At 68.7% G+C, this 22,947-nt stretch carries 22 protein-coding genes; 11 read left to right on the top strand and 11 right to left on the bottom strand.

All coding sequences use genetic code 11. The features are described from left to right. The 7 genes from GT347_RS09850 (at position 1) to GT347_RS09820 (ending at position 5,820) form a co-directional block, all read left to right on the top strand. The gene (locus GT347_RS09850) at positions 1–963 is read left to right on the top strand and encodes an aspartate carbamoyltransferase catalytic subunit (RefSeq protein ID WP_160551787.1); all 963 of its coding nucleotides are present in this window, start codon (positions 1–3) and stop codon (positions 961–963) included. Continuing rightward, positions 960–2,273 carry a dihydroorotase gene (locus GT347_RS09845; protein ID WP_160551786.1) on the top strand — a complete coding sequence of 438 codons (1,314 nt, stop codon included), beginning with the start codon at positions 960–962 and terminating at the stop codon, positions 2,271–2,273. The genes GT347_RS09850 and GT347_RS09845 overlap by 4 nt, the downstream gene beginning before the upstream one ends. A gap of 13 nt (positions 2,274–2,286) precedes the next feature. After that, entirely contained in the window at positions 2,287–3,024 is a 738-nt protein-coding gene (locus GT347_RS09840; protein ID WP_160555290.1) for a lysophospholipid acyltransferase family protein, read from the top strand. Positions 3,025–3,177: 153 nt separating this feature from the next. Then, positions 3,178–4,422, top strand: a complete 1,245-nt coding sequence (locus GT347_RS09835; protein WP_160551785.1) for a Yip1 family protein — start codon at positions 3,178–3,180, stop codon at positions 4,420–4,422. A gap of 410 nt (positions 4,423–4,832) precedes the next feature. Next, on the top strand, positions 4,833–5,291 hold the full coding sequence (locus GT347_RS09830; protein ID WP_160551784.1) for a hypothetical protein: 459 nt from the start codon (positions 4,833–4,835) through the stop codon (positions 5,289–5,291). After that, positions 5,288–5,608 (top strand): I78 family peptidase inhibitor, encoded by a 321-nt coding sequence (locus tag GT347_RS09825; protein ID WP_229722813.1) that lies wholly within the window; start codon positions 5,288–5,290, stop codon positions 5,606–5,608. Before GT347_RS09830 ends, GT347_RS09825 begins: the two co-directional genes overlap by 4 nt. 32 nt (positions 5,609–5,640) lie before the next feature. Beyond that, entirely contained in the window at positions 5,641–5,820 is a 180-nt protein-coding gene (locus GT347_RS09820) for a hypothetical protein (RefSeq protein ID WP_160551782.1), read from the top strand. A gap of 9 nt (positions 5,821–5,829) precedes the next feature. Here GT347_RS09820 and GT347_RS09815 read toward each other — a convergent pair whose 3' ends face one another. Genes GT347_RS09815 through GT347_RS09805 form a run of 3 tightly spaced genes read right to left on the bottom strand, consistent with a single transcriptional unit; the run spans position 5,830 to position 8,938 of the window. Further along, on the bottom strand, positions 5,830–7,086 hold the full coding sequence (locus GT347_RS09815; RefSeq protein WP_160551781.1) for a hypothetical protein: 1,257 nt from the start codon (positions 7,084–7,086) through the stop codon (positions 5,830–5,832). Further along, positions 7,083–7,955: a DUF6502 family protein gene (locus tag GT347_RS09810; protein ID WP_160551780.1), complete on the bottom strand. Its 873-nt coding sequence runs from the start codon at positions 7,953–7,955 to the stop codon at positions 7,083–7,085. Before GT347_RS09810 ends, GT347_RS09815 begins: the two co-directional genes overlap by 4 nt. A 50-nt stretch (positions 7,956–8,005) precedes the next feature. Beyond that, positions 8,006–8,938: a peptidase associated/transthyretin-like domain-containing protein gene (locus tag GT347_RS09805; protein WP_229722812.1), complete on the bottom strand. Its 933-nt coding sequence runs from the start codon at positions 8,936–8,938 to the stop codon at positions 8,006–8,008. 107 nt (positions 8,939–9,045) lie between these two features. On the opposite strand from GT347_RS09805, the gene GT347_RS09800 reads away from it, so the two are divergent. Continuing rightward, positions 9,046–9,837: a response regulator gene (locus GT347_RS09800; RefSeq protein ID WP_160551779.1), complete on the top strand. Its 792-nt coding sequence runs from the start codon at positions 9,046–9,048 to the stop codon at positions 9,835–9,837. Here GT347_RS09800 and GT347_RS09795 read toward each other — a convergent pair. Together GT347_RS09795 and zwf are read right to left on the bottom strand one after the other, a co-directional pair. Further along, positions 9,828–10,673, bottom strand: a complete 846-nt coding sequence (locus tag GT347_RS09795; RefSeq protein ID WP_160555288.1) for a MurR/RpiR family transcriptional regulator — start codon at positions 10,671–10,673, stop codon at positions 9,828–9,830. The two genes, GT347_RS09800 and GT347_RS09795, sit on opposite strands and share 10 nt — an antisense overlap. A 31-nt stretch (positions 10,674–10,704) precedes the next feature. Then, positions 10,705–12,171 carry a glucose-6-phosphate dehydrogenase gene (gene zwf, locus GT347_RS09790; protein ID WP_160551778.1) on the bottom strand — a complete coding sequence of 489 codons (1,467 nt, stop codon included), beginning with the start codon at positions 12,169–12,171 and terminating at the stop codon, positions 10,705–10,707. Between the two features lie 179 nt (positions 12,172–12,350). On the opposite strand from zwf, the gene tal reads away from it, so the two are divergent. Both tal and pgi read left to right on the top strand, forming a co-directional pair. Then, positions 12,351–13,295, top strand: coding sequence for a transaldolase (gene tal / locus GT347_RS09785; protein WP_160551777.1), 945 nt, complete (start codon positions 12,351–12,353; stop codon positions 13,293–13,295). A 30-nt stretch (positions 13,296–13,325) separates the two neighbouring features. Beyond that, entirely contained in the window at positions 13,326–14,855 is a 1,530-nt protein-coding gene (gene pgi / locus GT347_RS09780; protein WP_160551776.1) for a glucose-6-phosphate isomerase, read from the top strand. Between the two features lie 187 nt (positions 14,856–15,042). Here the strand turns inward: pgi and groL are convergent, their stop codons facing one another. The 4 genes from groL to GT347_RS09760 form a co-directional block, all read right to left on the bottom strand. Beyond that, complete coding sequence (gene groL, locus GT347_RS09775; RefSeq protein ID WP_160551775.1) at positions 15,043–16,695, bottom strand: chaperonin GroEL; 1,653 nt, start codon at positions 16,693–16,695, stop codon at positions 15,043–15,045. A 53-nt stretch (positions 16,696–16,748) separates the two neighbouring features. After that, positions 16,749–17,042, bottom strand: a complete 294-nt coding sequence (locus GT347_RS09770; protein ID WP_160551774.1) for a co-chaperone GroES — start codon at positions 17,040–17,042, stop codon at positions 16,749–16,751. Between the two features lie 186 nt (positions 17,043–17,228). Continuing rightward, entirely contained in the window at positions 17,229–18,263 is a 1,035-nt protein-coding gene (locus tag GT347_RS09765) for a diguanylate cyclase (RefSeq protein WP_160551773.1), read from the bottom strand. Continuing rightward, the gene (locus GT347_RS09760; RefSeq protein WP_160551772.1) at positions 18,260–18,841 is read right to left on the bottom strand and encodes a PDC sensor domain-containing protein; all 582 of its coding nucleotides are present in this window, start codon (positions 18,839–18,841) and stop codon (positions 18,260–18,262) included. Before GT347_RS09760 ends, GT347_RS09765 begins: the two co-directional genes overlap by 4 nt. A 221-nt stretch (positions 18,842–19,062) precedes the next feature. On the opposite strand from GT347_RS09760, the gene GT347_RS09755 reads away from it, so the two are divergent. Beyond that, positions 19,063–19,704, top strand: coding sequence for a hypothetical protein (locus tag GT347_RS09755; RefSeq protein ID WP_160551771.1), 642 nt, complete (start codon positions 19,063–19,065; stop codon positions 19,702–19,704). Between the two features lie 7 nt (positions 19,705–19,711). Here GT347_RS09755 and GT347_RS09750 read toward each other — a convergent pair whose 3' ends face one another. After that, positions 19,712–21,319, bottom strand: a complete 1,608-nt coding sequence (locus GT347_RS09750; protein ID WP_160551770.1) for an EAL domain-containing protein — start codon at positions 21,317–21,319, stop codon at positions 19,712–19,714. Positions 21,320–21,342: 23 nt separating this feature from the next. Beyond that, complete coding sequence (locus tag GT347_RS27940) at positions 21,343–22,938, bottom strand: methyl-accepting chemotaxis protein (protein WP_160551769.1); 1,596 nt, start codon at positions 22,936–22,938, stop codon at positions 21,343–21,345. Positions 22,939–22,947: the final 9 nt, after the last annotated feature.

Below are 22,947 nucleotides of genomic sequence, written 5' to 3'. Positions count from 1 at the left end.
ATGCTCGCCAAGCACAACCCCCAGCTCAACAAGAACGGCGAGCTGATCCACCTGCTGTCCATCGAGGGGCTGCCCAAGGACATCGTCACCCACATCCTCGACACGGCGGCCAACTTCACCAGCGTGAACAACCGCGAGGTGAAGAAGGTGCCGCTGCTGCGCGGCAAGAGCGTGTTCAACCTGTTCTTCGAGAACTCCACGCGCACCCGCACCACCTTCGAGATCGCCGCCAAGCGCCTGTCGGCCGACGTGATCAACCTCGACATCGCCCGTTCCTCGGCGAGCAAGGGCGAGTCGCTGCTCGACACCATCGCCAACCTCTCGGCCATGGCGGCGGACATCTTCGTGGTGCGCCACAGCGAGTCCGGCGCGCCCTACCTGATCGCCCAGCATGTGGCGCCCCATGTGCATGTCGTCAATGCCGGCGACGGCCGCCATGCGCATCCCACGCAGGGGCTGCTCGACATGTTCACGATCCGCCACTACAAGAAGGACTTCTCGAACCTGACGGTGGCCATCGTCGGCGACGTGCTGCATTCGCGTGTGGCCCGCTCCGACATCCACGGCCTGACCACGCTGGGCTGCCCCGAGGTGCGGGTGGTCGGCCCCAAGACGCTCGTGCCCTCCGACATGGCCAGCATGGGCGTGAAGGTGTTCCACAACCTGGAAGACGGCATCCGCGGCGCCGACGTGATCATCATGCTGCGGCTGCAGAACGAACGCATGTCGGGCGCGATGCTGCCGTCCTCGCAGGAGTACTTCAAGCATTTCGGCCTGACGCCGGAGAAGCTGCGCCTGGCCAAGCCGGACGCCATCGTGATGCATCCGGGCCCGATCAACCGCGGCGTGGAGATCGACTCGGCGGTGGTGGACGGCAAGCAGAGCGTGATCCTGCCGCAGGTCACCTTCGGCATCGCAGTGCGCATGGCAGTGATGAGCATCGTCGCAGGGAACGAAGCATGAAGATCCTGATCCAGAACGGCCGTGTCATCGACCCGGCTTCCGGCTTCGACGGCCTGGCCGACGTGGCCATCGCCAGCGGGCGCATCGTCGGCATCGGCCCGGCTTCCGCACCGGCCGACTTCACGCCCGAGCGCACGCTGGATGCTTCCGGCTGCATCGTCGTGCCCGGCCTGATCGACCTGACCGCGCGCCTGCGCGAGCCCGGCCACGAGCATGAACGCATGCTGGAGAGCGAGATGGCCGCGGCCGTGGCCGGCGGCGTCACCAGCCTGGTCTGCCCGCCCGATACCGACCCGGTGCTGGACGAACCCGGCCTGGTCGAGATGCTCAAGTTCCGCGCGGAAAAGCTGCACCAGGCGCGGCTCTTCCCGCTGGGCGCGCTCACCCGCGGACTGCAGGGCGAGAACCTCACCGAGATGGCCGAGCTGACCGAGGCCGGCTGCGTCGGTTTCGGCCAGGCCGACGTGGCGCTGATGAACCCGCAGGTACTGCAGCGCGCGCTGCAGTACGCGGCCACCTACGGCTACACCGTCTGGCTGCGGCCGCAGGACGGCCACCTGGGCAAGGGCGTGGCCGCCAGCGGCGCGCTGGCCACGCGCCTGGGCCTGTCGGGCGTGCCGGTGGCGGCCGAGACGATCGCGCTGCACACCATCTTCGAACTGCAGAAGACCACCGGCGCCCATGTGCACCTGTGCCGGCTGTCCAGCGCGGCCGGCGTGGAGCTGGTGCGGCGCGCCAAGGCCGAGGGGCTGAAGATCAGCTGCGACATCAGCATCAACTCCCTGCACCTGACCGAAGTCGACATCGGCTTCTTCGACAGCCGCGCCCGGCTCGATCCGCCGCTGCGCCAGCAGCGCGACCGCGACGCCCTGCGCGCGGGCCTGGCCGACGGCACCATCGACGCGCTGGTCTCCGACCATGCGCCGGTGGACGAGGACATGAAAGTGCTGCCCTTCGCCGAAGCCGAACCCGGCGCCACCGGCCTGGAACTGCTGCTGAGCCTGGCCGTGAAATGGGCCGAGGAGCGCGCCACGCCCGATGCGCTGATGCGCGCCATCGCCACCCTGACCAGCGCGCCGGCCGGCGTGCTGGGCGGGGCCCTGGGCACGCTGCAGGCCAGCTGCGGACGGCTGGTGGACGGCGGCGTGGCCGACATCTGCGTGTTCGACCCCAAGGCGCGCTGGATCGTGGCCGATGCCGCCCTGCGCAGCCAGGGCAAACACACGCCTTTCGGCGGCTACGAGCTGCCGGCGCGTGTGCGCTACACGCTGGTCGGCGGCATGGTCGTGCACGAAGCCGACGGCCGCTGATCCGCACGTGGGTTTGCTTCGCGACCTGCGGGCCGCCGCCCGCATCGTGCATGCCACGGGCCACGGGCTGAAGGGCCTGTGGCTGATCCGCCGGCATTTCCCGCGCTGGACGCAAGCCGAGCGCGAGGCCTGCACCGAGCGCTGGGCGGCGCGCATGCTGGCCATCCTCAACATCGGTTTGCGGGTGGAAGGGCAGCGGCCGGCCGGCGGGCCCTTGCTGCTGGTGTCCAACCACACCTCCTGGCTCGACATCCTGGCGATCCAGTCGGCGCGCAGGTCGCGTTTCATCGCCAAGTCGGAGATCCGCGCCTGGCCGCTGGTGGGCGTGGTGGCGGCGGGCGCCGGCACGCTGTTCATCGAGCGGGCTTCCCGCCGCGATGCGCTGCGCACCGTGCACCGCACGGCCGAGGCGCTGGCGGCGGGCGACATCGTGGCGGTGTTCCCCGAAGGCACGACCGGCGACGGCAGCCGGCTGCTGCCCTTCCACGGCAACCTGCTGCAGGCGGCCATCTCCAGCGGTGCGGCGGCGCTGCCGGTGGGCGTGCATTTCGTGGACGCTGCCAGCGGACAGCGTTCGGGCGTGGCCACCTATATCGACGACGACACGCTGATCGGATCGCTCTGGCGCACCCTGCGCGCCGAGCCGCTGTGCGCGGTGGTGCACTTCGGCAGGCCGCAGCAGGCCGATGGGCGCGACCGGCGGGAATGGGCCGAGGCCCTGCATGCCGAGGTGGACGGCCTGCGCCGCTGAGGCCTGCGCTCGCAACGCTCTGAAACAACTCCAGGCCCCGCCGGCCCCGTGAAGCCGGCGCTTGCGCGCATGATGTGCGGCCTTTTCGCCCGACCCTTCAGCCCCTTTCCGATGCAGTCCCGCCTTGCTGGCGGCGCTGCCGTTTCCCGACCCATGAGTGTGATCGTCCGCGCCAAGAACCTCCTGCTGCAACCGCGTGCCGAATGGCGCCGGATCGAAGCGGAACCCGCTGGCGTCGCCAGCACCGTGATCCGGGTGCTGCTGCCGCTGGCCGCCGTGCCGGCCCTGTGCAGCGCGCTCGGCCTGTGCCTGGTCGGCATCCGCGGCGGCGGCGCCGCGGTGCGCCTGCCCTGGGCCGTGGGCGCGCTGCAGGCCCTGTCGCTGTACCTGCTGGCGGTGGTGGGGTTGGCGGCGGTGGGTTTGATCACCTCGCTGGTCGCGCCCACCTTCGGCGCGCGGGCCGAACCGGCACGCGGCTTCAAGCTGGCGGTGCACGGCGCCACCGCCGCGCTGCTGGGCGGTGTGTTCCTGCTGGTGCCGCCGCTGGCGCCGCTGGCCCTGCTGTGCGCCTTGTATTCGGCCTACCTGGTGTTCACCGGCATCCCGATCGTCATGCGCTGCGCACCCCGGCGCAGCGTGCCTTACACCGCCGTGGTGGTGCTGGCCGGCGCGGTGGTGGGCGTGCTGGGCAATTCGGCGATGACGCATTTCCTGTTCTCCGGCCTGGGCGGCGCGGAAGTCGCCCTGCATACACCGGGCGGCCTGCTGCGCCTGGATGCGGCCGGGCTGGCGGCCGCCTCCAACCAGATGGCGGATGCGGCCCAGCGCATCGCCTCGGCCTCCGAGAAGCAGGACGCCGCCCTGCAGGCGCAAAAGCAGCAGGGCCTGCCGGCCGCGCCCGGCGCACCGGCGGTGCAGGATCCCGACAAGGGTGTGGTGCCCGCCGCATCGCTGAAGGCGGCGCTGCCCGAGACCCTGGGCCCCTTCGCCCGCAAGTCCATCGAGATGCAGGGCGGCAAGGTCGGCGAGCGCGAGTCCAGCAACGCCAAGGCCGACTACGCCAGCGGCGAGCAGCGCCTGCGGGTGGAGCTGACCGACCTGGGCCACATGCGCCGCCTGATGACCGATGCCGGCGCGGTGGTGCAGGGCGAGCGCGAGAACGCGGTCGAGTCCGAACGCACTTGGCAGGAGGCCGGCCGCATCCTGCACGAGAACTACCGCAAGGACGGCAGCTTCGCCCAATTCACCACCACCCTGCGCAACGGCGTGGTGGCCGAGCTGACCGGGCAGCGCATGAACCTCGACGAGGTGAAGGCGGCGTCCAGCCAGCTCGACCTGAACCTTCTGGAGAACCTGCGGCGCGGCACCACGCCCGCCGGCGCGGGCGCGACGCAGTAAGCCCATCCGCGCCGGACGAAAAAAGGCCACCCTCGGGTGGCCTTTTTGCTTGCTGCGTCGGTGCTCAGAACACGCCGAACACCTTCAGCAGGATGATGACGCTGATCGGAACGCCGCAGATCCAGAGAATGAGCGATTTCATGGTCGTGCCCTCTTGTTGGTTTCGTATGGTTGTTGTGATGGTTTCGCGGTTTCGTCTTGCGACTGCGCCACGGAACCGAGTGTTACGGTCTTGTCATGCAGGGCGTGACGGCGGCGACGTGCTTTGACCGTCAGTCCACCGCCGACGGCCGCATGCCCGGTGTTTCTATCGGTCGCGGCTGACAGGGCGACGCAGGCTTGGCCGAGCCGGTCTGCTTGCGGCAGGGCATAGTCTTCGAGGTCTGAGCCACTCCCACAGGGAGACTTCCATGCATTCCTCGCCTGCCCCCTCGATCTTCCATTCCATCGCCTTCGGCCGTTCCCCCTTGCGTTGGGTGGGCCGCGCGCTGGTGTTCACCGCCGCCGCCTATGGCCTGTCGGCCACCGCCCAGGTCTCGGTTGGCGCGGCGGCCGCCGCCAGCGCGCCGGGCGCCTCCAATTCCGCCAATGGCGGCACCGGCGGCGTGGGGCTGGGTGGCGTGGGGCCGGGGGTAACGATCAACCCGGGCGTTAATTCCGGTGCCGGCGTGAACGTGCAAGGGCGCTACGGCGGCAACAATGCCCTGAGCGGCCCGCGCGCGCGGGCCAATGCCCAGCGCGACCTGCCGGCGGTGGCCGATCCCGCCGAAGGCCCGCAGAACAGCGGCCAGCGCGCCCTGGCGCTCGATGGCGCCTACCGCGAGCGGCAGGCCGCACCGGCGCGCGACTCCACCCCCGCCAGCCGATGAAGCAGATTGCCCTCCTACTCCCGGCGCTCCTGCTGGCCGCCTTGTCGGGCTGCATGTCGCCCCGCCAGCTGCCACAGCTTCCTGCCGTGCCCGATCCTTCGCTGGACGCCGGCGGCACCTGCAACGACACGGCCGCGCGCTTCGTGCTCGGCAAGACGGTCGATGAACGCCTGGCCGACGAGGCCCGCATCCGCGCCGGCGCACGGCTGGTGCGTGTGCTGCGGCCCGACGTCACCCACGACGACGAGCAGCGCCCCTCGCGGCTCGATCTGCAGACCGACGCCCTCGGCCGCATCGTGGCCGTGCGCTGCGGCTGAACCCACATCCCAGGTCATCCCAGGAGATATCCATGAGCAACGAACACAAGCCCGAAGCCGTCCGCCAGCCCAGCCCTTCGCGCATCGACGGCGCGGATCAGGACAACGATGTCAAGCAGCAGCCGCAGCCGCCCCAGGCCGGCAGCGAGGCCGCCATGATCGAGCAGCGCAAGACGCAGCCCTCGCGCAATCGCGGCGTCACCAACATCTGAGCCGGTCGCTCAGACGTCGTCGGCCGCGCTCAGATCGCTGGTGCAGTTGACCGCATTGGCGCGCAGCGGCGCGGTGGGCGAGGGCGAATAGCCTCTGACGACCACATACAGCGTCTGCGTGCTGCTGGCAGCGCGGCAGCTCGAAGCGATCTGCGCCGCGTCGGCCTGCACGGTCACGCCGCGCAGCACGAAAGTGACGGACGAGGCCGTCCAGTTCACCCCTGACAGCTGGCCCTTCAATTCCGTCACCGCGCCGGTGCCGTCGTCGCCTGCCATGCCGATCGGCGAGCGGTTGCGCGGCTGCACCGTGGCGGCACCGAAGCTGCCGCCGCTGCCGTCGGCCTGGGCACGCACGAACTGGCCGGTGGCGAGCGGGGTGCCGTTCGGCGCCACCCGCAGCTGCGTGCCCTGGATGACGACGGTGCCGGCGGCGCCGTCGTAGGCAGTGGCCAGTCCGCCCACCCGCACCGTCTGGTAGCCCGAAAGATCCTGCGCGCCCAGGCTGGCGTCCTGCACGTCCTGTGCGGTGACCGAGGCCACGGCGCCGCCGGCATCCGCCAGCAAGCCGCTGCGGTCCACCTGCAGCGAGACCACCGAAGCTTCCGCCAGCGAGGGCAGCCTTGCCGCGACCACCTGCGTGCCGCTGGCCGAGCCCAGCCGGAAACCCGCGCTGCCGACCTGCACCGCCACGCCGCCCAGCAGCACCGGGTCGGCCGGCTCGGCCAGTTTTTCGATGCGGGTGGCCACCAGCACATAGGCGGCCTTGCTGTCGTCCCAGCTCCAGGAGCCGTAGGCGACGGCATCCTGCCCGGTGTCGATCTGCGTGCCGCCGAAGCCGTCGAGCAGGGTGATGCCGCTGCGCGTGGCGTCGGTGTTGCTCTGCACCAGCCGCACCCACTGGCCGGCGATGCGCAGCCAGCCGGTGTCGTCGCTGGCCTGGGTGACCGGGCCGCGCAGCTGGGCCAGCACCGAGATCGACTGAGCCGCGTTGTCGCTGCCGAAGGTCAGGCGCACCCGCTGGCCCAGGCGCAGGGCGCTGCGGTCGGTGTCGAGCAGGGCGAGTTCGCTGTATTCGATGCCGTCCACGATGACGCTGCCGAAGCCGCTCAGCGTGCCTTCGGCGACGCCGCTGCCGCCGCTGCCGACACCGGCGAACAGGCCGCCGCCGCCGCAGCCCGCGAGCAGGCTGCAGATGAAAAACAGCAGCGGCATGCAGGCGCGGCGCCAGCCCGTGGCAAGAGGCGTTGTGATGGAGGGCCGCATCATGGGGTGGGGTCCTTCTCGGGGGCGGAGGCTGGCGGATTCAGGGCGGCCATGCGGGTCGAATAACAGAACATGCCCAGGCGGATGCGCTGGTCGGCGCGCGGCACGGCGGGGCTGCTGCCGAGGGCGGCGTCACGCGCTTCCAGCACGGTGGCGGCCTGGACCATCTGGCCCAGCACCTGCTTCCAGAGTTGGTTGCCCAGGGCTTCCAGTTCACGCACCGAGGCTTCGCTGAGCTGGTCGGCGAAAACGCTCTGCTCCAGGAAACGCACCGGGCCGTCGCCGGTGAGGTTGTGCACGCCGGCGGCGAGGTGGTCGGCCACGCTGTCGGCCACCATCTGGCCGGCCTCGGCATGGGCGCGGTCGGGCACGAAGGCCTCGCGGCGCAGTTCGATGAAATCGCCCTCCTCGGCGGCCACGCCCAGGCGCAGCAGCTCGCGCATCAGGGTGCGCGGGTGCACATCGAGCGAGACGCCGCGCGCCAGGGCATCGAAGGAGGCGCTGTCGCCGGCCACCGGCAGGCGCAGCGGCAGGCCCTCGGCCAGCCAGCGGCTGACCAGCACCTGGGCGGGCGTGGCACGCGCCGGCCGCTCGGGCGGCAGTTCGCTGGCCGCTTCCTCGCCCAGGGCGCGCACATCCTTGCGGTGCAGGCCGGACAGCACACTCAGGCCCGAATCGGTCTCGCGCTGGCCGTGGCGCTGCAGTTCGGCGCGGGCGGCTTCCAGGAAGACGGGCTTCAAGGCTTCGGCCAGCAGCTTGTGTCCCACGCCCGCGCGCACCAGCCAGCGCGCCAGCGGCCGCATGACCCGCAGCACATGGGCCAGGGTCTGCGACGGCTGGTTCAGCGCGGCGGATTCGGGTTCGGTGGGCATAAAAGGAGCGGACTGGAGCCGGAGATTGTCGCTGGACGGCCCCGAAGCCCTCAGAGGGCCAGGCCGACCACGATGGTGGCGGTGTAGCCGGCGCTGGCGCTGCCGCTGAGGGTGGGCGTCTGCGCGGCGATCTGCGCGGCGTTGTTGTCGCCGAAAACGTTGTCGCTGGCGATGGTGACCCCGGCCAGGTTGGCCGTGCTGCCGGAATAGACCGAGCTGTTGGCGCTGTAGACCGCGCTGCAGGCATCGCGCGGCAGGCACATCTGCGAGGTCAGCAGGCTGTTGCTGCCCTGGGTGGCGGTGCCGGTGCTGCGGTAGACCTCGAAATGGATGTGCGGATAGCGGCCCGCGTAGCAGCCCGGGAAGATGGTCAGGAAGGTTGCCTGGCCCAGGTCGTCGGTGGACTGCACGCCGCGCAGGTAGTTCTCCGCCGGCAGGTCGTAGAGCGAGTACTGGCCGGCCGCATTGCAGTGCCACAGGTAGATCGCATAACCCGACAGCACCGCGCAGGAGGCATTGGTGTTGACCAGCGAGATCGTCAGCGCCACCGGCACACCCGCGGCGGTGGTGCTGGAGCTGCCGAAGCTCGAGCGGATGTTGCTGCGCACGATGCCGCTGCTGACCAGGGCGTTGACGACGCTGCCGTTGCGGCTGTTGCTGCCGTCGGCGGGGTAGGGGCCGGCGGTCTCGGTGGGGTCGGCGACGCAGCTGCTCAGGCTGGAGGTGGTGGTCGTGCTGGTGCTGGTCGTCGTCGTGGTGCCGGACGTCGTCGCGCTGGCCGTGCTGGCTGCGCTGGTGGTGGTCGAACTGCCGCTTTCACCGCCGCCACCGCCGCAGGCCGGCAGCAGCAGCGAGCCGCCCACGCCGGTGATCAGGCCCAGCATGCGGCGCCGTTCGCGGCTCTGGCGTTCGAGGATTTTCAGGTCGTGCGCAAGGCCGAGATCGTGTTCGTGCGGCGTCGTGGAGGCGTCGGTTTTCATCATGTCCGGGGTGCAAAGCTTCGAGGATTGGGTTGACTGTATGGGAAAAAATCCCATACAGTCAACTTACAAACACACACCAAACCTTGTTTTCTTTCCAGGTTTACCCTATGAATCGCATTTCCCGCCCCCTGGTCCTGCTGGTCGACGACGACCTGGCCGAAACCGACGGCCTGCGCAGCTTCTTGAGCGATTTCGGCTTCACCGTGCAGGTCGCGCAGGACAGCGAGACGGTGCAGCGCCTGATCGCCAGCGAGCGCCCTCAGCTGGTGGTGATGGACCTGGTGCTGTCGCGCGCCAACGGCCTGGCGCTGATGCAGCAGCTCAAGCGCGATGCGCAGATCCCGGTGATCCTGGCCAGCCGCCGCAACGACACCGCCGACCGCATCGTCGGCCTGGAGCTGGGCGCCGACGACTTCATGTGCAAGCCCTTCGAGCCCCGCGAGCTGCTGGCCCGCATGCGCGCCATCCTGCGCCGCCTGCCCGAGCGGGAGGCGCTGCCGGCCGCCGCGCCGCGCGGGCTGCAGGTGGGCCGCTGGGAGCTGCGGCGCGACGAACGCCGCCTGGTCTCGGCCGACGAGGAGGTGGTGTCGCTGTCGGCATCCGAATACCGCCTGCTGATGGCCTTCCTGGCCGCGCCGCGCATGGTGCTCAGCCGCCAGCAGTTGATGACCACCGCCCGCGGCCGCGACATGCGTGACCTTGACCGCGGCATCGACCTGCTGGTGTCGCGCCTGCGCCGCAAGCTGGAGGACGATTCGACCGCCGCGCCGCTGATCCGCACGGTGCGCGGCTGCGGCTACATCTACGAGCCGCCGAACCCGGCGCGCGAATGGACGCCGGCCATGGCACACCGGGCGGCGCCGGCCCATCGCCTGTCCGGCGCCCAGGCCTACGCGTAGCGTTTACTTCTGAGGTTCGACTTCATCTGCTGCAGGATCGGCTGCAGCGGGCTGCCGATGCGCAGGGCCACGCAGGTCGCCAGGATGTCGATCACCATCAGGTGCAGCAGGCGCGACACCATCGGGCTGTAGCGGTCGTAGCCCTCGGGATGGTCGGCCGCCAGGTGGATGTGGCCGGCGGCGGCCAGGGGCGAGCCGCTGGCGGTGATGGTGATGGTGGTGGCGCCGTTGCGCCGCGCGATGTCGGCCGCGTCCATCAGGTCGCGGGTGCGGCCCGAATTGCTGATGATCACCAGGCAGTCGCCCGGCCCGAGCATGGTCGCGCCCATCACCTGCATATGGCCGTCGCTGTAGGCGATCGAGGTGATGCCCAGGCGGAAGAACTTGTGCTGCGCGTCCTGCGCCACGATGCCGGAATTGCCGGCGCCGTAGAACTCGATGCGCCGGCCGGTGCGGTAGGTGGCGGACAGCGCCACGGCGGCCCGCTCCAGCATCGCGGTGCTGGCCTCGTTGCGGTAGCGCAGGAAGGCGGCGACGGTGTTGTCGATCACCTTGACCATCACGTCGCCGGTCTTGTCGTCGCTGTCCACGCTGCGGTGCACGAAGGGCACGCCTTCGCTGACGCTGCCGGCGAGCTTCAACTTGAAGTCGGCCAGGCCGTCGTAGCCGATGCTGCGGCAGAAACGCACCACCGTCGGCTTGCTGACATGGGCGCGGTCGGCCAGCTCGGTCACCGGCAGCTGGGCGAACACGCGCGGGTCCTCCAGCACCAGCTTGCCGACACGCTGCTCAGCCGGGGCCAGGGAGGCGAGCGACGCGCGGATGCGCTCCAGCATCCCGTTCTGCTCGTGCCCGGCCGCGCCTGCTTCAACCATTCTCTTCGGACCAGTTGTAGCCGTCGCGCGCGATCATGGCGCTGGAAGCACTCGGCCCCCAGGTGCCCGCCGCATAGCTGCGCGGCTTGCCGGTCTGCCAGAAGTCGAGGATGGGTTCCACCCAGCGCCAGGCGGCTTCCTGCTCGTCGGAACGCACGAAGAGGTTGAGCCGGCCGGCGATCACGTCCAGCAGAAGGCGTTCGTACGCGCCCACGCGTTCGGCGCCGAAACGCTTGTCGAAGTCCAGGTCGAGCTGCACCGGCGAAAGGGCGGTGCCGTCGGCCCGCGCGCCCTTGCCGCGGCCGTCCTGGCCCTGGGCCAGCAGGTGCAGCTCCAGCCCGTCCTTGGGCTGCAGGCTGATCGCCAGCTGGTTCGATGCGCCTTCGGGCGCCGGGAAGATCGGATGCGGCGTCGGCCGGAAATTCACCTCGATGCGCGCATCGCGCGAGGCCAGGCGCTTGCCGGTGCGGATGTAGAAGGGCACGCCGCTCCAGCGCCAGTTCTGGATCTCGGTGCGCAGGGCCACGAAGGTCTCGGTGCGGCTGTCCGGGTCCACGCCCGGCTCCTCGCGGTAGCCCTGCACCCGCTCGCCGTAGGCGGTGCCGGCGATGTACTGGCCGCGCACGGTGTGGCGCTCCAGCGATTCCTGGGTCCAGGGCTTGAGCGAGCGCAGCACCTTCAGTTTCTCGTCGCGGATCGCATCGGCGCTGGAGTCGATCGGCGGCTCCATGCCCACCGCGCAGAGCAGCTGCAGCGCATGGTTCTGCACCATGTCGCGCAGCGCGCCGGTGTTCTCGTAGAAGGCGCCGCGCTTTTCCACGCCCAGGTCCTCGGCGATGGTGATCTGGATGTTGGCGATGTATTCGCGTTTCCAGATCGGCTCGAACAGGGCATTGCCGAAACGCAGGGCGAACAGGTTCTGCACCGCGGGCTTGCCCAGGTAGTGGTCGATGCGGAAGATCTGCTGTTCCTCGAACACCGAACGCACCGTCTCGTTGATCTGGCGGTTGCTGGCCAGGTCGTGGCCCAGCGGCTTTTCCAGCACGATGCGGGTGCGCGGCGTGGCCAGGCCCGACTTGCCGATCTGCTCGCAGGCGGTGGTGAACAGGGCCGGCGAGGTGGCCAGGTACATCACCACGGTATCTGCCGAGCGGCTGTCGAGCCGCTCCTTGAGCCGGGCATAGTCTTCGGGCTTGGAGAGATCCAACCGCACGAAATGCAGCAGGCTGGCGAACTTCTCGAACTCCGCCGCGTTGGGCCGCTTGGCGCCCTCCACCTCCTCGAAGCGGGCCTGGATCAGCTCGCGATAGGCCTGGTCCGTCAAATCGTCACGCGCGACGCCGATGATGCGACCGCCGGCCGGCAGGCTGCCGTGGCGAAAGGCCTGGAACAACGCGGGCATCAGCTTGCGCCAGGCGAGGTCGCCGGTGCCGCCGAAGAGGACGAGGTCGAAGGACATGGGAGGAGGGTGGGCGATGAAAGGAGCGGGAACTGTAATCCAGTTTCTCCGACCGGACCTTCGCCTGCGCCATGCCCGACAAGCTCCGCATTCGGGAGAATTTCCGACATCGGCCCGGCCGTAACCCGGTTACATTTTTATCCGCCTTTCCCATCCATCCAGGCGTTGTTTCGCAGGCCATGAACCAACTCGACTCGCTCAAGCAATTCACCACCGTCGTCGCCGACACCGGCGATTTCCGCCAGCTCGCCGCCTACCAGCCGCAGGACGCGACCACCAATCCCTCGCTCATCCTCAAGGCGGTGCAGAAGCCCGAATACCGGCCGCTGCTCGACGAGACCGTGGCTCGCTTCAAGGGCAAGGCGCTCGACGAGGTGGTCGACCGCCTGCTGGTGCGCTTCGGCACCGAGATCCTGTCCATCATCCCGGGCCGCGTCTCCACCGAGGTCGATGCACGCCTGTCCTTCGACGAGGAAGCCACCTACAGCCGGGGCGAACGCCTGATCGAACTGTACGAAGGCGCCGGCGTGCACATCGACCGGGTGCTGATCAAGGTGGCCGCCACCTGGGAAGGCATACGCGCGGCCGAGCGCCTGGAGCGCCGCGGCATCCGCACCAACCTCACCCTGCTGTTCTCCTTCGCCCAGGCCGTGGCCTGCGCGGCGGCGGGCGTGCAGCTGATCTCGCCCTTCGTCGGCCGCATCTACGACTGGCACAAGAAGACCGCCGGCAGCGCCTGGGACGAGGCGGCCCGCTCCGGCGCCCACGACCCCGGCGTGCAGTCGGTGCGCCGCATCTACGAGCACTACAAGCACTTCGGCATCCGCACCGAGGTGATGGGCGCGAGTTTCCGCAACATCGGCCAGATCACCGCCCTGGCCGGCTGCGACCTGCTCACCATCAGCCCCGAACTGCTGGCCCAACTGGCCGCCAGCGAGGCCCCGCTGCAGCGCGCGCTCGACCCCGAGGCCGCGAAGTCGATCGCGCTCGACGCCGTCGAATACGACGAAGCGGGCTTCCGCTACGCCCACAACGAAGACGCCATGGCCACCGAGAAGCTGGCCGAAGGCATCCGCGCCTTCGCCGTCGATGCCGCCAAGCTCGACGCCCTGCTGCTGGCCTGATCCGACAACCCTCCCAATCCGAATCCCACGATGAGTCTTGTGCGCTGCGACCAAACCGATGCCTGGAAAAACCTGCGGACCCATTTCGATGGAAGCGCCCGCGATTTCGATGCCCGCCACGCCTTCATCGCCGACCCGGCGCGCTTCGACACGCTGAGCCAGGAGGCGCCTCACCTCTTCGCCGACCTGTCGAAGAACCGCATCGACGCCGAAGCCGAGACCCTGCTGCTGCAGCTGGCGCGGGAATGCGGCCTGGAGGCGCGACGCGACGCCATGCTGGCCGGCGAAGCCATCAACAGCACCGAGGGCCGCGCGGTGCAGCACACCCGCCTGCGCGAGCCGGGCACCGACGACAGCGAAGTCGCATCCGTGCGGCAAGCCATGCTGGCCTACGCCGAGCAGGTGCGCGGCGACCTGCACATCACCGACATCGTCAATATCGGCATCGGCGGCTCCGACCTGGGCCCGCAGATGGCGGTGCTGGCGCTGGAGGAATTCCGCGCGCCGGCCAAGCGCCTGCACTTCGTCTCCAACGTCGACGGCCATGAACTGGCCGGCGTGCTGGCCGGCCTGAAGGCGGAGAACACCCTGTTCCTGGTCTCGTCCAAGACCTTCACCACCATCGAGACCATGACCAACGCGCAGAGCGCCAAGGCCTGGTTCGAGGCGGCCGGCGGACGCGACATCGCCCGCCATTTCGCCGCCCTCACCACCAACGTGGAGGCCGCGGCCGAGTTCGGCATCACCACCACCTTCGGTTTCTGGGACTGGGTGGGCGGCCGTTATTCGATGTGGTCGTCCATCGGCCTGAGCCTGGCGATCGCCATCGGCGCCAAGGCCTTCGAGGACCTGCTGGCCGGCGCGAACGCGATGGACGCGCATTTCCGCACGGCCCCCCTGGAGCGCAACCTGCCGGTGCGCCTGGGCCTGCTGGACATCTGGTACCGCAACTTCCACGGCTTCACCAGCCGCTGCGTCGCCCCCTACGCCCAGGCCCTGCGCCGCCTGCCCGCCTACCTGCAGCAACTGGAGATGGAGAGCAACGGCAAGCGCGTGGACCTGAACGGCGAGCCGGTCCCCTTCTCCACATCGCCAGTCGTCTGGGGCGAGCCCGGCACCAACGGCCAGCACGCCTTCTTCCAGATGCTGCACCAGGGCACCGACGTGGTCCCCCTGGAATTCATCGCCATCCGCGACGCCGCCCACGACCTGCCCGGCCACCACCCCAAGCTCCTGGCCAACGCCCTGGCCCAGGCCCAGGCGCTGCTGCAAGGCAAGCAGGACGAGGGCGGCCACAAGCATTTCCCCGGCAACCGCCCCAGCACCTTCTTCGTCCTGGAAAAGCTGACCCCCGCATCGCTGGGAGCCTTGATCGCCCTCTACGAACACCGGGTCTTTGTCAGCGGCGCGATCTGGGGCATCAACAGCTTCGACCAATGGGGCGTGGAACTGGGCAAGGTCCTGGCAAGAGACATAGAGCCAAGGCTGGAAACAGGCGACACAACAGCCCTGGACCCCTCCACAGCCGGCCTGCTGGCCAGACTGCGCCAGCCAAGCTAAAGAAAGCCAGCACCCAAAGAAAAACCCCCGCCGGTCAAAGACCGCGGGGTTTTTTCAATGGCGTCGGCTTACGCAGCGCCGTGTTCCGAGTAGAGCCGCGCCAGGGTCTCCCTGGCGCAGGCGAAGCCTCCCCCTCGGGGGTGGCGTTACACGGAGCGAAGCGCAGTGAAAAGCCGGGGGGCCGACATTACATTCCCATGTCGCCCATGCCACCCATGCCACCCATGCCGCCGCCAGGCATGCCGCCGGCGCCAGCTTCGTCCTTCGGTGCTTCGGCGACCATGGCTTCGGTCGTCAGCAGCAGCGAAGCGACCGATGCTGCGTTCTGCAGGGCAGTACGCGTCACCTTGGTCGGGTCCAGGATGCCCATTTCGATCATGTCGCCATAGGTGTCGTTGGCGGCGTTGAAGCCGTAGTTGCCCTTGCCTTGCAGCACGGCATTGACCACCACGCTCGGCTCGCCGCCGGCGTTGTAGACGATCTCGCGCAGGGGCGCTTCGATGGCCTTCAGGATCAGCTTGATGCCGGCGTCCTGGTCGGCGTTGTCGCCCTTGATCTCGCCAGCAGCCTGCTTGGCACGCAGCAGAGCCACGCCGCCGCCAGCCACGATGCCTTCTTCGACGGCTGCGCGGGTTGCGTGCAGGGCGTCTTCGACACGGGCCTTCTTTTCCTTCATTTCGACTTCGGTGGCAGCGCCGACCTTGATCACGGCAACACCGCCGGCCAGCTTGGCCACGCGCTCTTGCAGCTTTTCACGGTCGTAGTCGCTGGTCGCTTCCTCGATCTGGATGCGGATCTGCTTGACGCGGGCTTCGATGTCGGCGGCAACACCGGCGCCATCGATGATGGTGGTGTTTTCCTTGCCCACTTCGATGCGCTGGGCCGAGCCCAGGTCGGCCAGGGTGACCTTTTCCAGGGTCAGGCCGACTTCTTCGGCGATGACCTTGCCGCCCGTCAGGATGGCGATGTCTTCCAGCATGGCCTTGCGGCGGTCGCCGAAGCCAGGAGCCTTGACAGCCACGACCTTCAGGATGCCGCGGATGGTGTTGACCACCAGCGTCGCCAGGGCTTCGCCTTCGACTTCTTCAGCGATGATCAGCAGCGGACGGCCAGCCTTGGCGACCTGTTCCAGCACCGGCAGCAGATCGCGGATGTTGCTGATCTTCTTGTCGAACAGCAGGACGAACGGGTTGTCCAGCAGCGCGGCTTGCTTCTCGGGGTTGTTGATGAAGTAGGGCGACAGGTAGCCGCGGTCGAACTGCATGCCTTCGACGACGTCGAGTTCGTTGTCCAGGGACTTGCCGTCTTCGACGGTGATCACGCCTTCCTTGCCGACCTTGTCCATCGCGTCGGCGATGATCTTGCCGATGGATTCGTCGGAGTTGGCCGAGATGGCGCCAACCTGGGCGATTTCCTTGGAGGTGGTGGTGGCCTTGGAGGCAGCCTTGAGCTGGGCGACCAGGGCGGTGACCGCCTTGTCGATGCCGCGCTTCAGGTCCATCGGGTTCAGGCCGGCGGCAACGTACTTGCTGCCTTCGCGCACGATGGCTTGTGCCAGGACCGTGGCGGTGGTGGTGCCGTCACCAGCGTTGTCGCTGGTCTTGGAGGCCACTTCCTTCACGAGCTGGGCGCCCATGTTCTGCAGCTTGTCCTTGAGTTCGATTTCCTTGGCCACGGACACACCGTCCTTGGTCACGGTGGGGGCGCCGAAGGAGCGCTCCAGCACCACGTTGCGACCCTTGGGGCCGAGCGTGACCTTGACCGCGTTGGCCAGGATGTTCACGCCTTCGACCATGCGTGCGCGGGCGTCGCCGCCGAAGACTACGTCTTTTGCTGCCATGATTAATTACTCCGGAATTCTGTGAAAAGGGATGAGAAGGGGCGAGGGCTGGATCAGCCTTCGACGACCGCGAACAGGTCTTCTTCCTTCATGACCAGCAGCTCGTCGCCGTTGACCTTGACGGTCTGGCCCGAGTACTTGCCGAACAGGACACGGTCGCCGACCTTGACGCCGGGAGCCGACAGCTCGCCCTTGTCGTTCTTCTTGCCCGGGCCGACGGCCAGGACTTCGCCCTGGTCCGGCTTCTCTGCAGCGTTGTCGGGGATGATCAGACCGGAGGCGGTCTTGGTTTCTTGTTCGAGGCGCTTGACGATCACGCGATCGTGCAGAGGGCGAAGGTTCTTCATTGCATCTCCTTGGAGGAAGCCGAAACAACAGGGTTTTGTCGGGAGCCGAGAGGCGGCGCAACAGCACCGCCTTGGCATCGCCGGGGAGTCGCCAACCACCATTTCGGTTTTGTTGGCACTCGTCCCCGGCGAGTGCTAATCATAGCGACGTTTTGTCGGGTTTCAAGCGGGCCGACGCTGGCCGCTTCAGCTGCCGTGCAACTGGATCCGGTTGCGGCCGGCCGCCTTTGCCTGGTAGAGGGCGGCATCCGCGGCATTGAGCATCTCCAGCGGCAGATCCTCGGGTTGCGGCGTCCAGGCGGCCACGCCCAGGCTGACCGTCACCTGCCCCGCGTCGCTGCCGGCGTGGACGATGCGCAGGTCCGCCACGGCGTTGCGGGCGGTCTCTGCCACGCAGAGCGCGCCCGCCGCGCCGGTCTCGGGCAGCAGCAGCACCATCTCCTCGCCGCCGTAGCGGGCCACCAGGTCTTCCGGGCGCCGTATCGAGGAACGCAATGCCGTGGCGATGCGCTTGAGGCATTCGTCGCCGGCGGGGTGGCCGTACAGGTCGTTGAATTGCTTGAAGTGGTCCACGTCGATCATGACGATGGCCAGCGGCCGCTGGATGCGCTGGCATTGGGCGAAGACCTTTTCCAGCCGCATGTCGAAATAGCGCCGGTTCGGTATGCCGGTCAGGCCGTCGTCGCGCGCCATGTGGGCCAGTTTTTCGTTGGCGGTGCCGAGTGCGTCCCGGGCCTGGCGCAGTCCGGCTTCGGCCCTGGCGCGCAACTGCATGGAGCGGATCAGGAAATGGCCGGCCACGGCGATGACGGCGCACAGCGACAGCATGACCGCCGTCAGGATCAGCGCGCCCCGGCGCCATTCGCCCAGCGCTTCGTCCTTGCCGGTGGCCACGGCGACGAGCACCGGGTAGTTGCGCGCGTGGTCGAAATTGATCATGCGCACGGTCTGGTCGAAGGGCGAGAGCTGTTCGAGCGAGCCGGAAGCCTGGCGCGCGGCCTGTTCCATGAGCGGCGAGGCCGGCATCTGGCGGCCGATGTCGGCCTGGACATGGGGGATGCGCAGCATCAGCCGGTCGGTCAGCACCAGGGCGATGGCGCCTTCCTGGCCGATATGGAACTGGGCCAGCAGTTGCTGGAAATACTTCAGGTGCAGCGTCGCCAGGGCCACGCCGGCGAATTGCCCGTTCGCGTCGTTGAGCCGGCGCGAGAGCGGAATCACCCATTCGCCCGAGGAGCGGCTCGCGACCGGCGTGCCCAGCCGGCTGGCGGTGCTGGGTCGTCGCGGTGGTGGATGAAATAGTCCCGGTCGGCATTGTTGCGGCCCTCGTTGGACAGGGCCTCGGAGGTCACCAGCCAGCGGCCGTCGGCGCCGAAGACATAGAGGCCCTGCAGCTGCTCCACCCGGGCGACCTTGTTGACCAGGGTCGGCTGCAGCCGCTCCAGGGCCTGGGGCGACAACTCCGCGCTTTCCAGGTCGAACACGGTGTCGTCCAGCACATGCTCGACATCGGAGAGCGCCGAATCGACCTGCTGGGCCACCGAACGGGCGAGGTTGCCGTTGGCCTGGGAGATCTGCGCCGTCTCGTAACCACGCGCCACCGAGACCAGCCAGCCGTTGAGGCAGATCAGCGCCAGGCAGACGAAGGCGATCAGCAGCTGGGTGGCGCGCACCGCATTGCCGCGCAGGCCGCCGGCCGCCCGCTGGGAGGCGGTGCTGCGGGCCAGGCCGCCGTCCAGCGCGTCGAGGTCGGTGCCGGAGTCGGCGGACGGCGGCGGTGGTGGGGAGGGCGCTGTCATTGCATCAGCGGGGAGGGGCCATGGAAGGACTGCGCAGCGACGGGGCTGGGATGGACGGGCCGATGGTACGGCGGTCCTCGCCGCCGCGGCGTCATCCGCAGGCGCACGTCGGGTCTTTCGGTTTGTCGAATCGTTAACAAAACATGGCCGGACGGCGGCGGGCGCCAGCGCTGTAATCCGCAGTGCTGCGACGAATGCGATGAATGCGACGAAGGCTTCCCATGCGCTTTTCCCCTTCCACAGCCCTGCTGCTGGCGACCGTGGCCTGCGCGGCGGCCCTGGCCAGCGGCGCCTGCCAGGCCGCGGATCCCAGCCGCTGGACCCTGTATGCCGGCCAGCTGGTGGCCAACGACCTGCCGCCCTTCGCCTTCGACGCGGTGCGCGGGCGCCTGGACTGGCGCGACTCGTATTTCCTCGGCGGCAGCTGGCTCGAACCGGTCGGCACGCCGCCGTGGCTGGGCGGCTTTTTCGGCTCGCTCGGCATGCAGCCGGTCACCACGGAGCTGGAATGGATAGGCCTGAAGCACTTCAGCGGCCAGCACAACGGCGAGCTGGCCCTGGCCTACATGGCGCACACCGCCTATTCGGACTGGGGCGGGCTGCGCCTGCGCGCCGGCGGCGGCATGGGGCCTTCGCTGGCGCTGGGCCGGCCTTCGGCCGAGGACGGACCGCAGGACGAGCCCGACAGACGCTCCCGCCTGCAGAACTACATAGGCCTGGAGCTGGAGGGCCGGCTGGCCGATGCGCCCGGCACGGCCCTGGTGCTGCGGCTGCACCACCGATCGGGCGTCTACGGCCTGGTGGCGCCCCAGGGCGTGGGCTCCAACTTCGTGACGCTGGGGCTGCGTTTCGACTGGCGGTGACTCTTTGTCAGGCGGTCGTGGCGGGCACATGCTCGGGCGGCACGTCCGCCAGCCGATGGCGCTGGCCGATGAACTCGACCAGGCTGCGCATCGGCATCGGCTTGCCGAACAGCCAGCCCTGGGCGTACTGCACACCCGCGCCGGTCAGGATGTCGCACTGGGCCTGCGTCTCCACGCCCTCGGCGATCATCTGCAGGCCCAGCGAGCGGGCGATCTCGATGATGTGGAAGGCCACCCGCGCGGTCGGCGCGTCGGAGCCGAGCGCATCGACGAACATCTTGTCGATCTTCAGGAAGTCCAGGTCGTAGGTCGCCAGATAGGACAGGCTGGAATTGCCGGTGCCGAAGTCGTCGATCGCCACCTTGAAGCCGCTGGATCGCACCGAGATCAGCACCGCCTTGGCCTTCTCCGGCGTCATCAGCCCGCGTTCGGTGGCCTCGATCAGGATGTTGCTGGATGCGGCGCCGGCGTCCTTGAGCAGGGTCTGCAGCCGGGCCTCGGTCTCGGGCGAGTGCAGGTCCTCGGCCGAGAAGTTGATGGCGATGTGGGTCTCGGGATAGTCGCGGATCAGGTCGGCCGCGTCGCGCGCCACCATCTCCATCACCTGCAGCGTGACCTGCTGGATCAGGCCATGCTCCTCGGCCGCCGGAATGAACACCAGCGGGCTCACCATCTGGCCGTCGCTCTGATTCCAGCGGATCAGCGCCTCGGCGCCCACGCAGCGGCCGGTGGCCAGCTCCATCACCGGCTGGTAGACCATGTAGAACTGCTTGTGCTCCAGCGCATAACGCAGGTCGGCCTTGAAGGACAGCCGCTGCCGCGCCAGGGCATAGATGGCGCCGGCCAGCAGCAGCCCGCCGAGCAGGTACAGCGGCACCAGGCGCAGGCCGAGCTGCAGGATGCGCTGGCTGACATCGCTCTGCTTCATGGCGGCGATGGCCGCGCTGTTGCCGGTGTTGGAGGGCTGGATGGCGACCAGGTATTCGTCGTCCTCGAACAGGATGGGTTCGCCCTCGAAGCGGGCGAACCATTCGGGCAGGATGGTGCCGCGCGAGCGGATGATCTCGTGGTCGCGGGTGCTGATCTGGGCCAGCGAAATGACCGAGTCCGGCTTGAGGATGTCGATCACCAGGTCGGGCGAGGCGATGGCGGCATAGCCCTCGCGCTCGGCGACGTTGAATTTCGCGCCGGGGATCTGCGGGAACTCCACCGTGTTCCACCAGGCCGTGCCATCGGCATCGACGCGGCTGGGGATGCCCAGCCGGATGGCCGTCTCCAGCCCCAGCGTCGAGCAGGTCAGCACCTCGTCTTCGATACGGCCGACCGCCTGCAGGTAACTGGCCTTGGCCGCCAGCACCCGCATGCGCGCCAGCTGCGCAGGCCCGCAGGCGGGGCCGCCCGGCTCGGCCTTGAGCGCCTCGAAGATGGCCTGCGACTGCTCCCGCGAGGCCCGCACCCGGCGCAGCAGGTCGGTATCGAGCTGGCGCAGCTCGGCCGTGACCCGTTCATCGCCCCAGCGGTGCGACAGATACAGCGACAAGGCCAGCGGCACGACGACCGCCAGCACACCGGCGATCCAGGCGCCTACGAAGATCCGCTGTTTGTGCGCCTGCATATAGGGGACGGGCTGGCCGCGCGTCAGGCCAGCATCAGCGCGCCGCCGCCGCCGGCATGGCCGCGTTCGGCGTGGAACACCGACACCGCCGTCACCAGCTGCTCGGCCTGCTGGCGCAGGCCCGAAGCGGCGGCCGCGCCCTGTTCGACCAGGGCGGCGTTCTGCTGCGTCGCCTGGTCCATCAGCACCACCGCCTCGCCGACCTGGCGCACGCCTTCGCTCTGTTCGTCGCTGGCCAGGCTGATCTCGCCCATCAGCGTGCTGACGCGCTGGATGGCCTGCACCACTTCCTGCATGGTGTTGCCGGCCTGGTCCACCAGGTCGGTGCCGCGCGAGACCTGCTGCACGCTTTCGCTGATCAGCGTCTTGATCTCCTTGGCCGCCGATGCGCTGCGGCTGGCGAGGTTGCGCACCTCGGCCGCCACCACCGCGAAGCCGCGGCCCTGTTCGCCGGCACGGGCGGCTTCCACCGCGGCGTTGAGCGCCAGGATGTTGGTCTGGAAGGCGATGTCGTCGATCACGCCGATGATGTCGTTGATGCGGCCCGAGCTGTCCTGGATGCCCTTCATGGTCTGCACCACCTGCTCGACCACGCCGCCGCCGCGCTGGGCGATCTGCGAGGCTTCGGAGGCCAGCTTGTTGGCGCTCTGCGCATGCATGGCGTTGTTCTGCACGGTGGAGCCCAGCTGCTCCATCGAGGCGGCGGTCTGCTGCAGGGCGGAGGCCTGCTGCTCGGTGCGCATGCTCAGGTCGTGGTTGCCGGCGGCGATCTCGGAGCTGGCCGAGGCCACCTGCACCGCATTGCTGCGCACCGTGCCGACGATGCCGACCAGCTTGCCCTGCATCTCGCGCAGGGCCAGCAGCAGCCGGCCGGTCTCGTCGGTCGAGGTGACGGTGATGTCGTTGGACAGGTCGCCCTCGGCGATGTGGTCGGCCACCGTCACGGCGCGGTCCAGCGCCCGGGTGATGCTGGTGGTGATGATGTAGGCGAAGGCCAGCGCGAGCAGCGTAGCGGCGATGCAGAAGCCGATGATGATGGCGCGCTGCTGTTCGAAGCGGGCTTCGGCCTGACCGATCAGGTCGTGGGCGCGGGCGTCGGTGAAGGCTCTGAAATCGCGGCTGGCCTGCACCAGCTGTTGCAGCAGCGGAATGCATTTGTCCAGGATGTCGGCCGTGGCCTCGTCGCGTTTGCCCGCCTGGGCCAGCTGCACGATGTTCAGCGCCACGGGTGCGTACTGCTGTTCGATCTTCACGATGCGCGCGTAGAGCTCGTTGGCCTTTTCATTCGGGTCCTGTGCGTCGCGCAGCATCTGGCCGAGCTTGCTCAGGCGCTCGCCCACGTCCTTGTGCGCGCTGACCACCGCCTCGTATTCCCGCTTCTGGTCCTCGGGCTTGGTGGCGAACACCAGATTGCGTGCGGCGATCGCACGCCGGTCCACGGCGGTCCTGACGGTCTCGGCAACATCCGCGCGGGCGCTCAGGCCGTTGACGTAGTTGCTGAATTGCCGGTTGGCATCGGCTTGCGCCATCAGGCAGATGCAGGCCACCAGCATGACCAATGCGGTGAGGGCGCCAAAATTCAAGGCCAGCTTGGTCTTGACCGACAAAGTTTTCAACATGAGGGCTCC

This window comes from Xylophilus rhododendri, assembly GCF_009906855.1.
GTDB classification, from domain to species: Bacteria; Pseudomonadota; Gammaproteobacteria; order Burkholderiales; family Burkholderiaceae_C; genus Xylophilus; species Xylophilus rhododendri.
The sequence above is the reverse complement of the archived record's forward strand: the minus strand, read 5'-3'. Positions and strand labels throughout refer to the sequence as shown.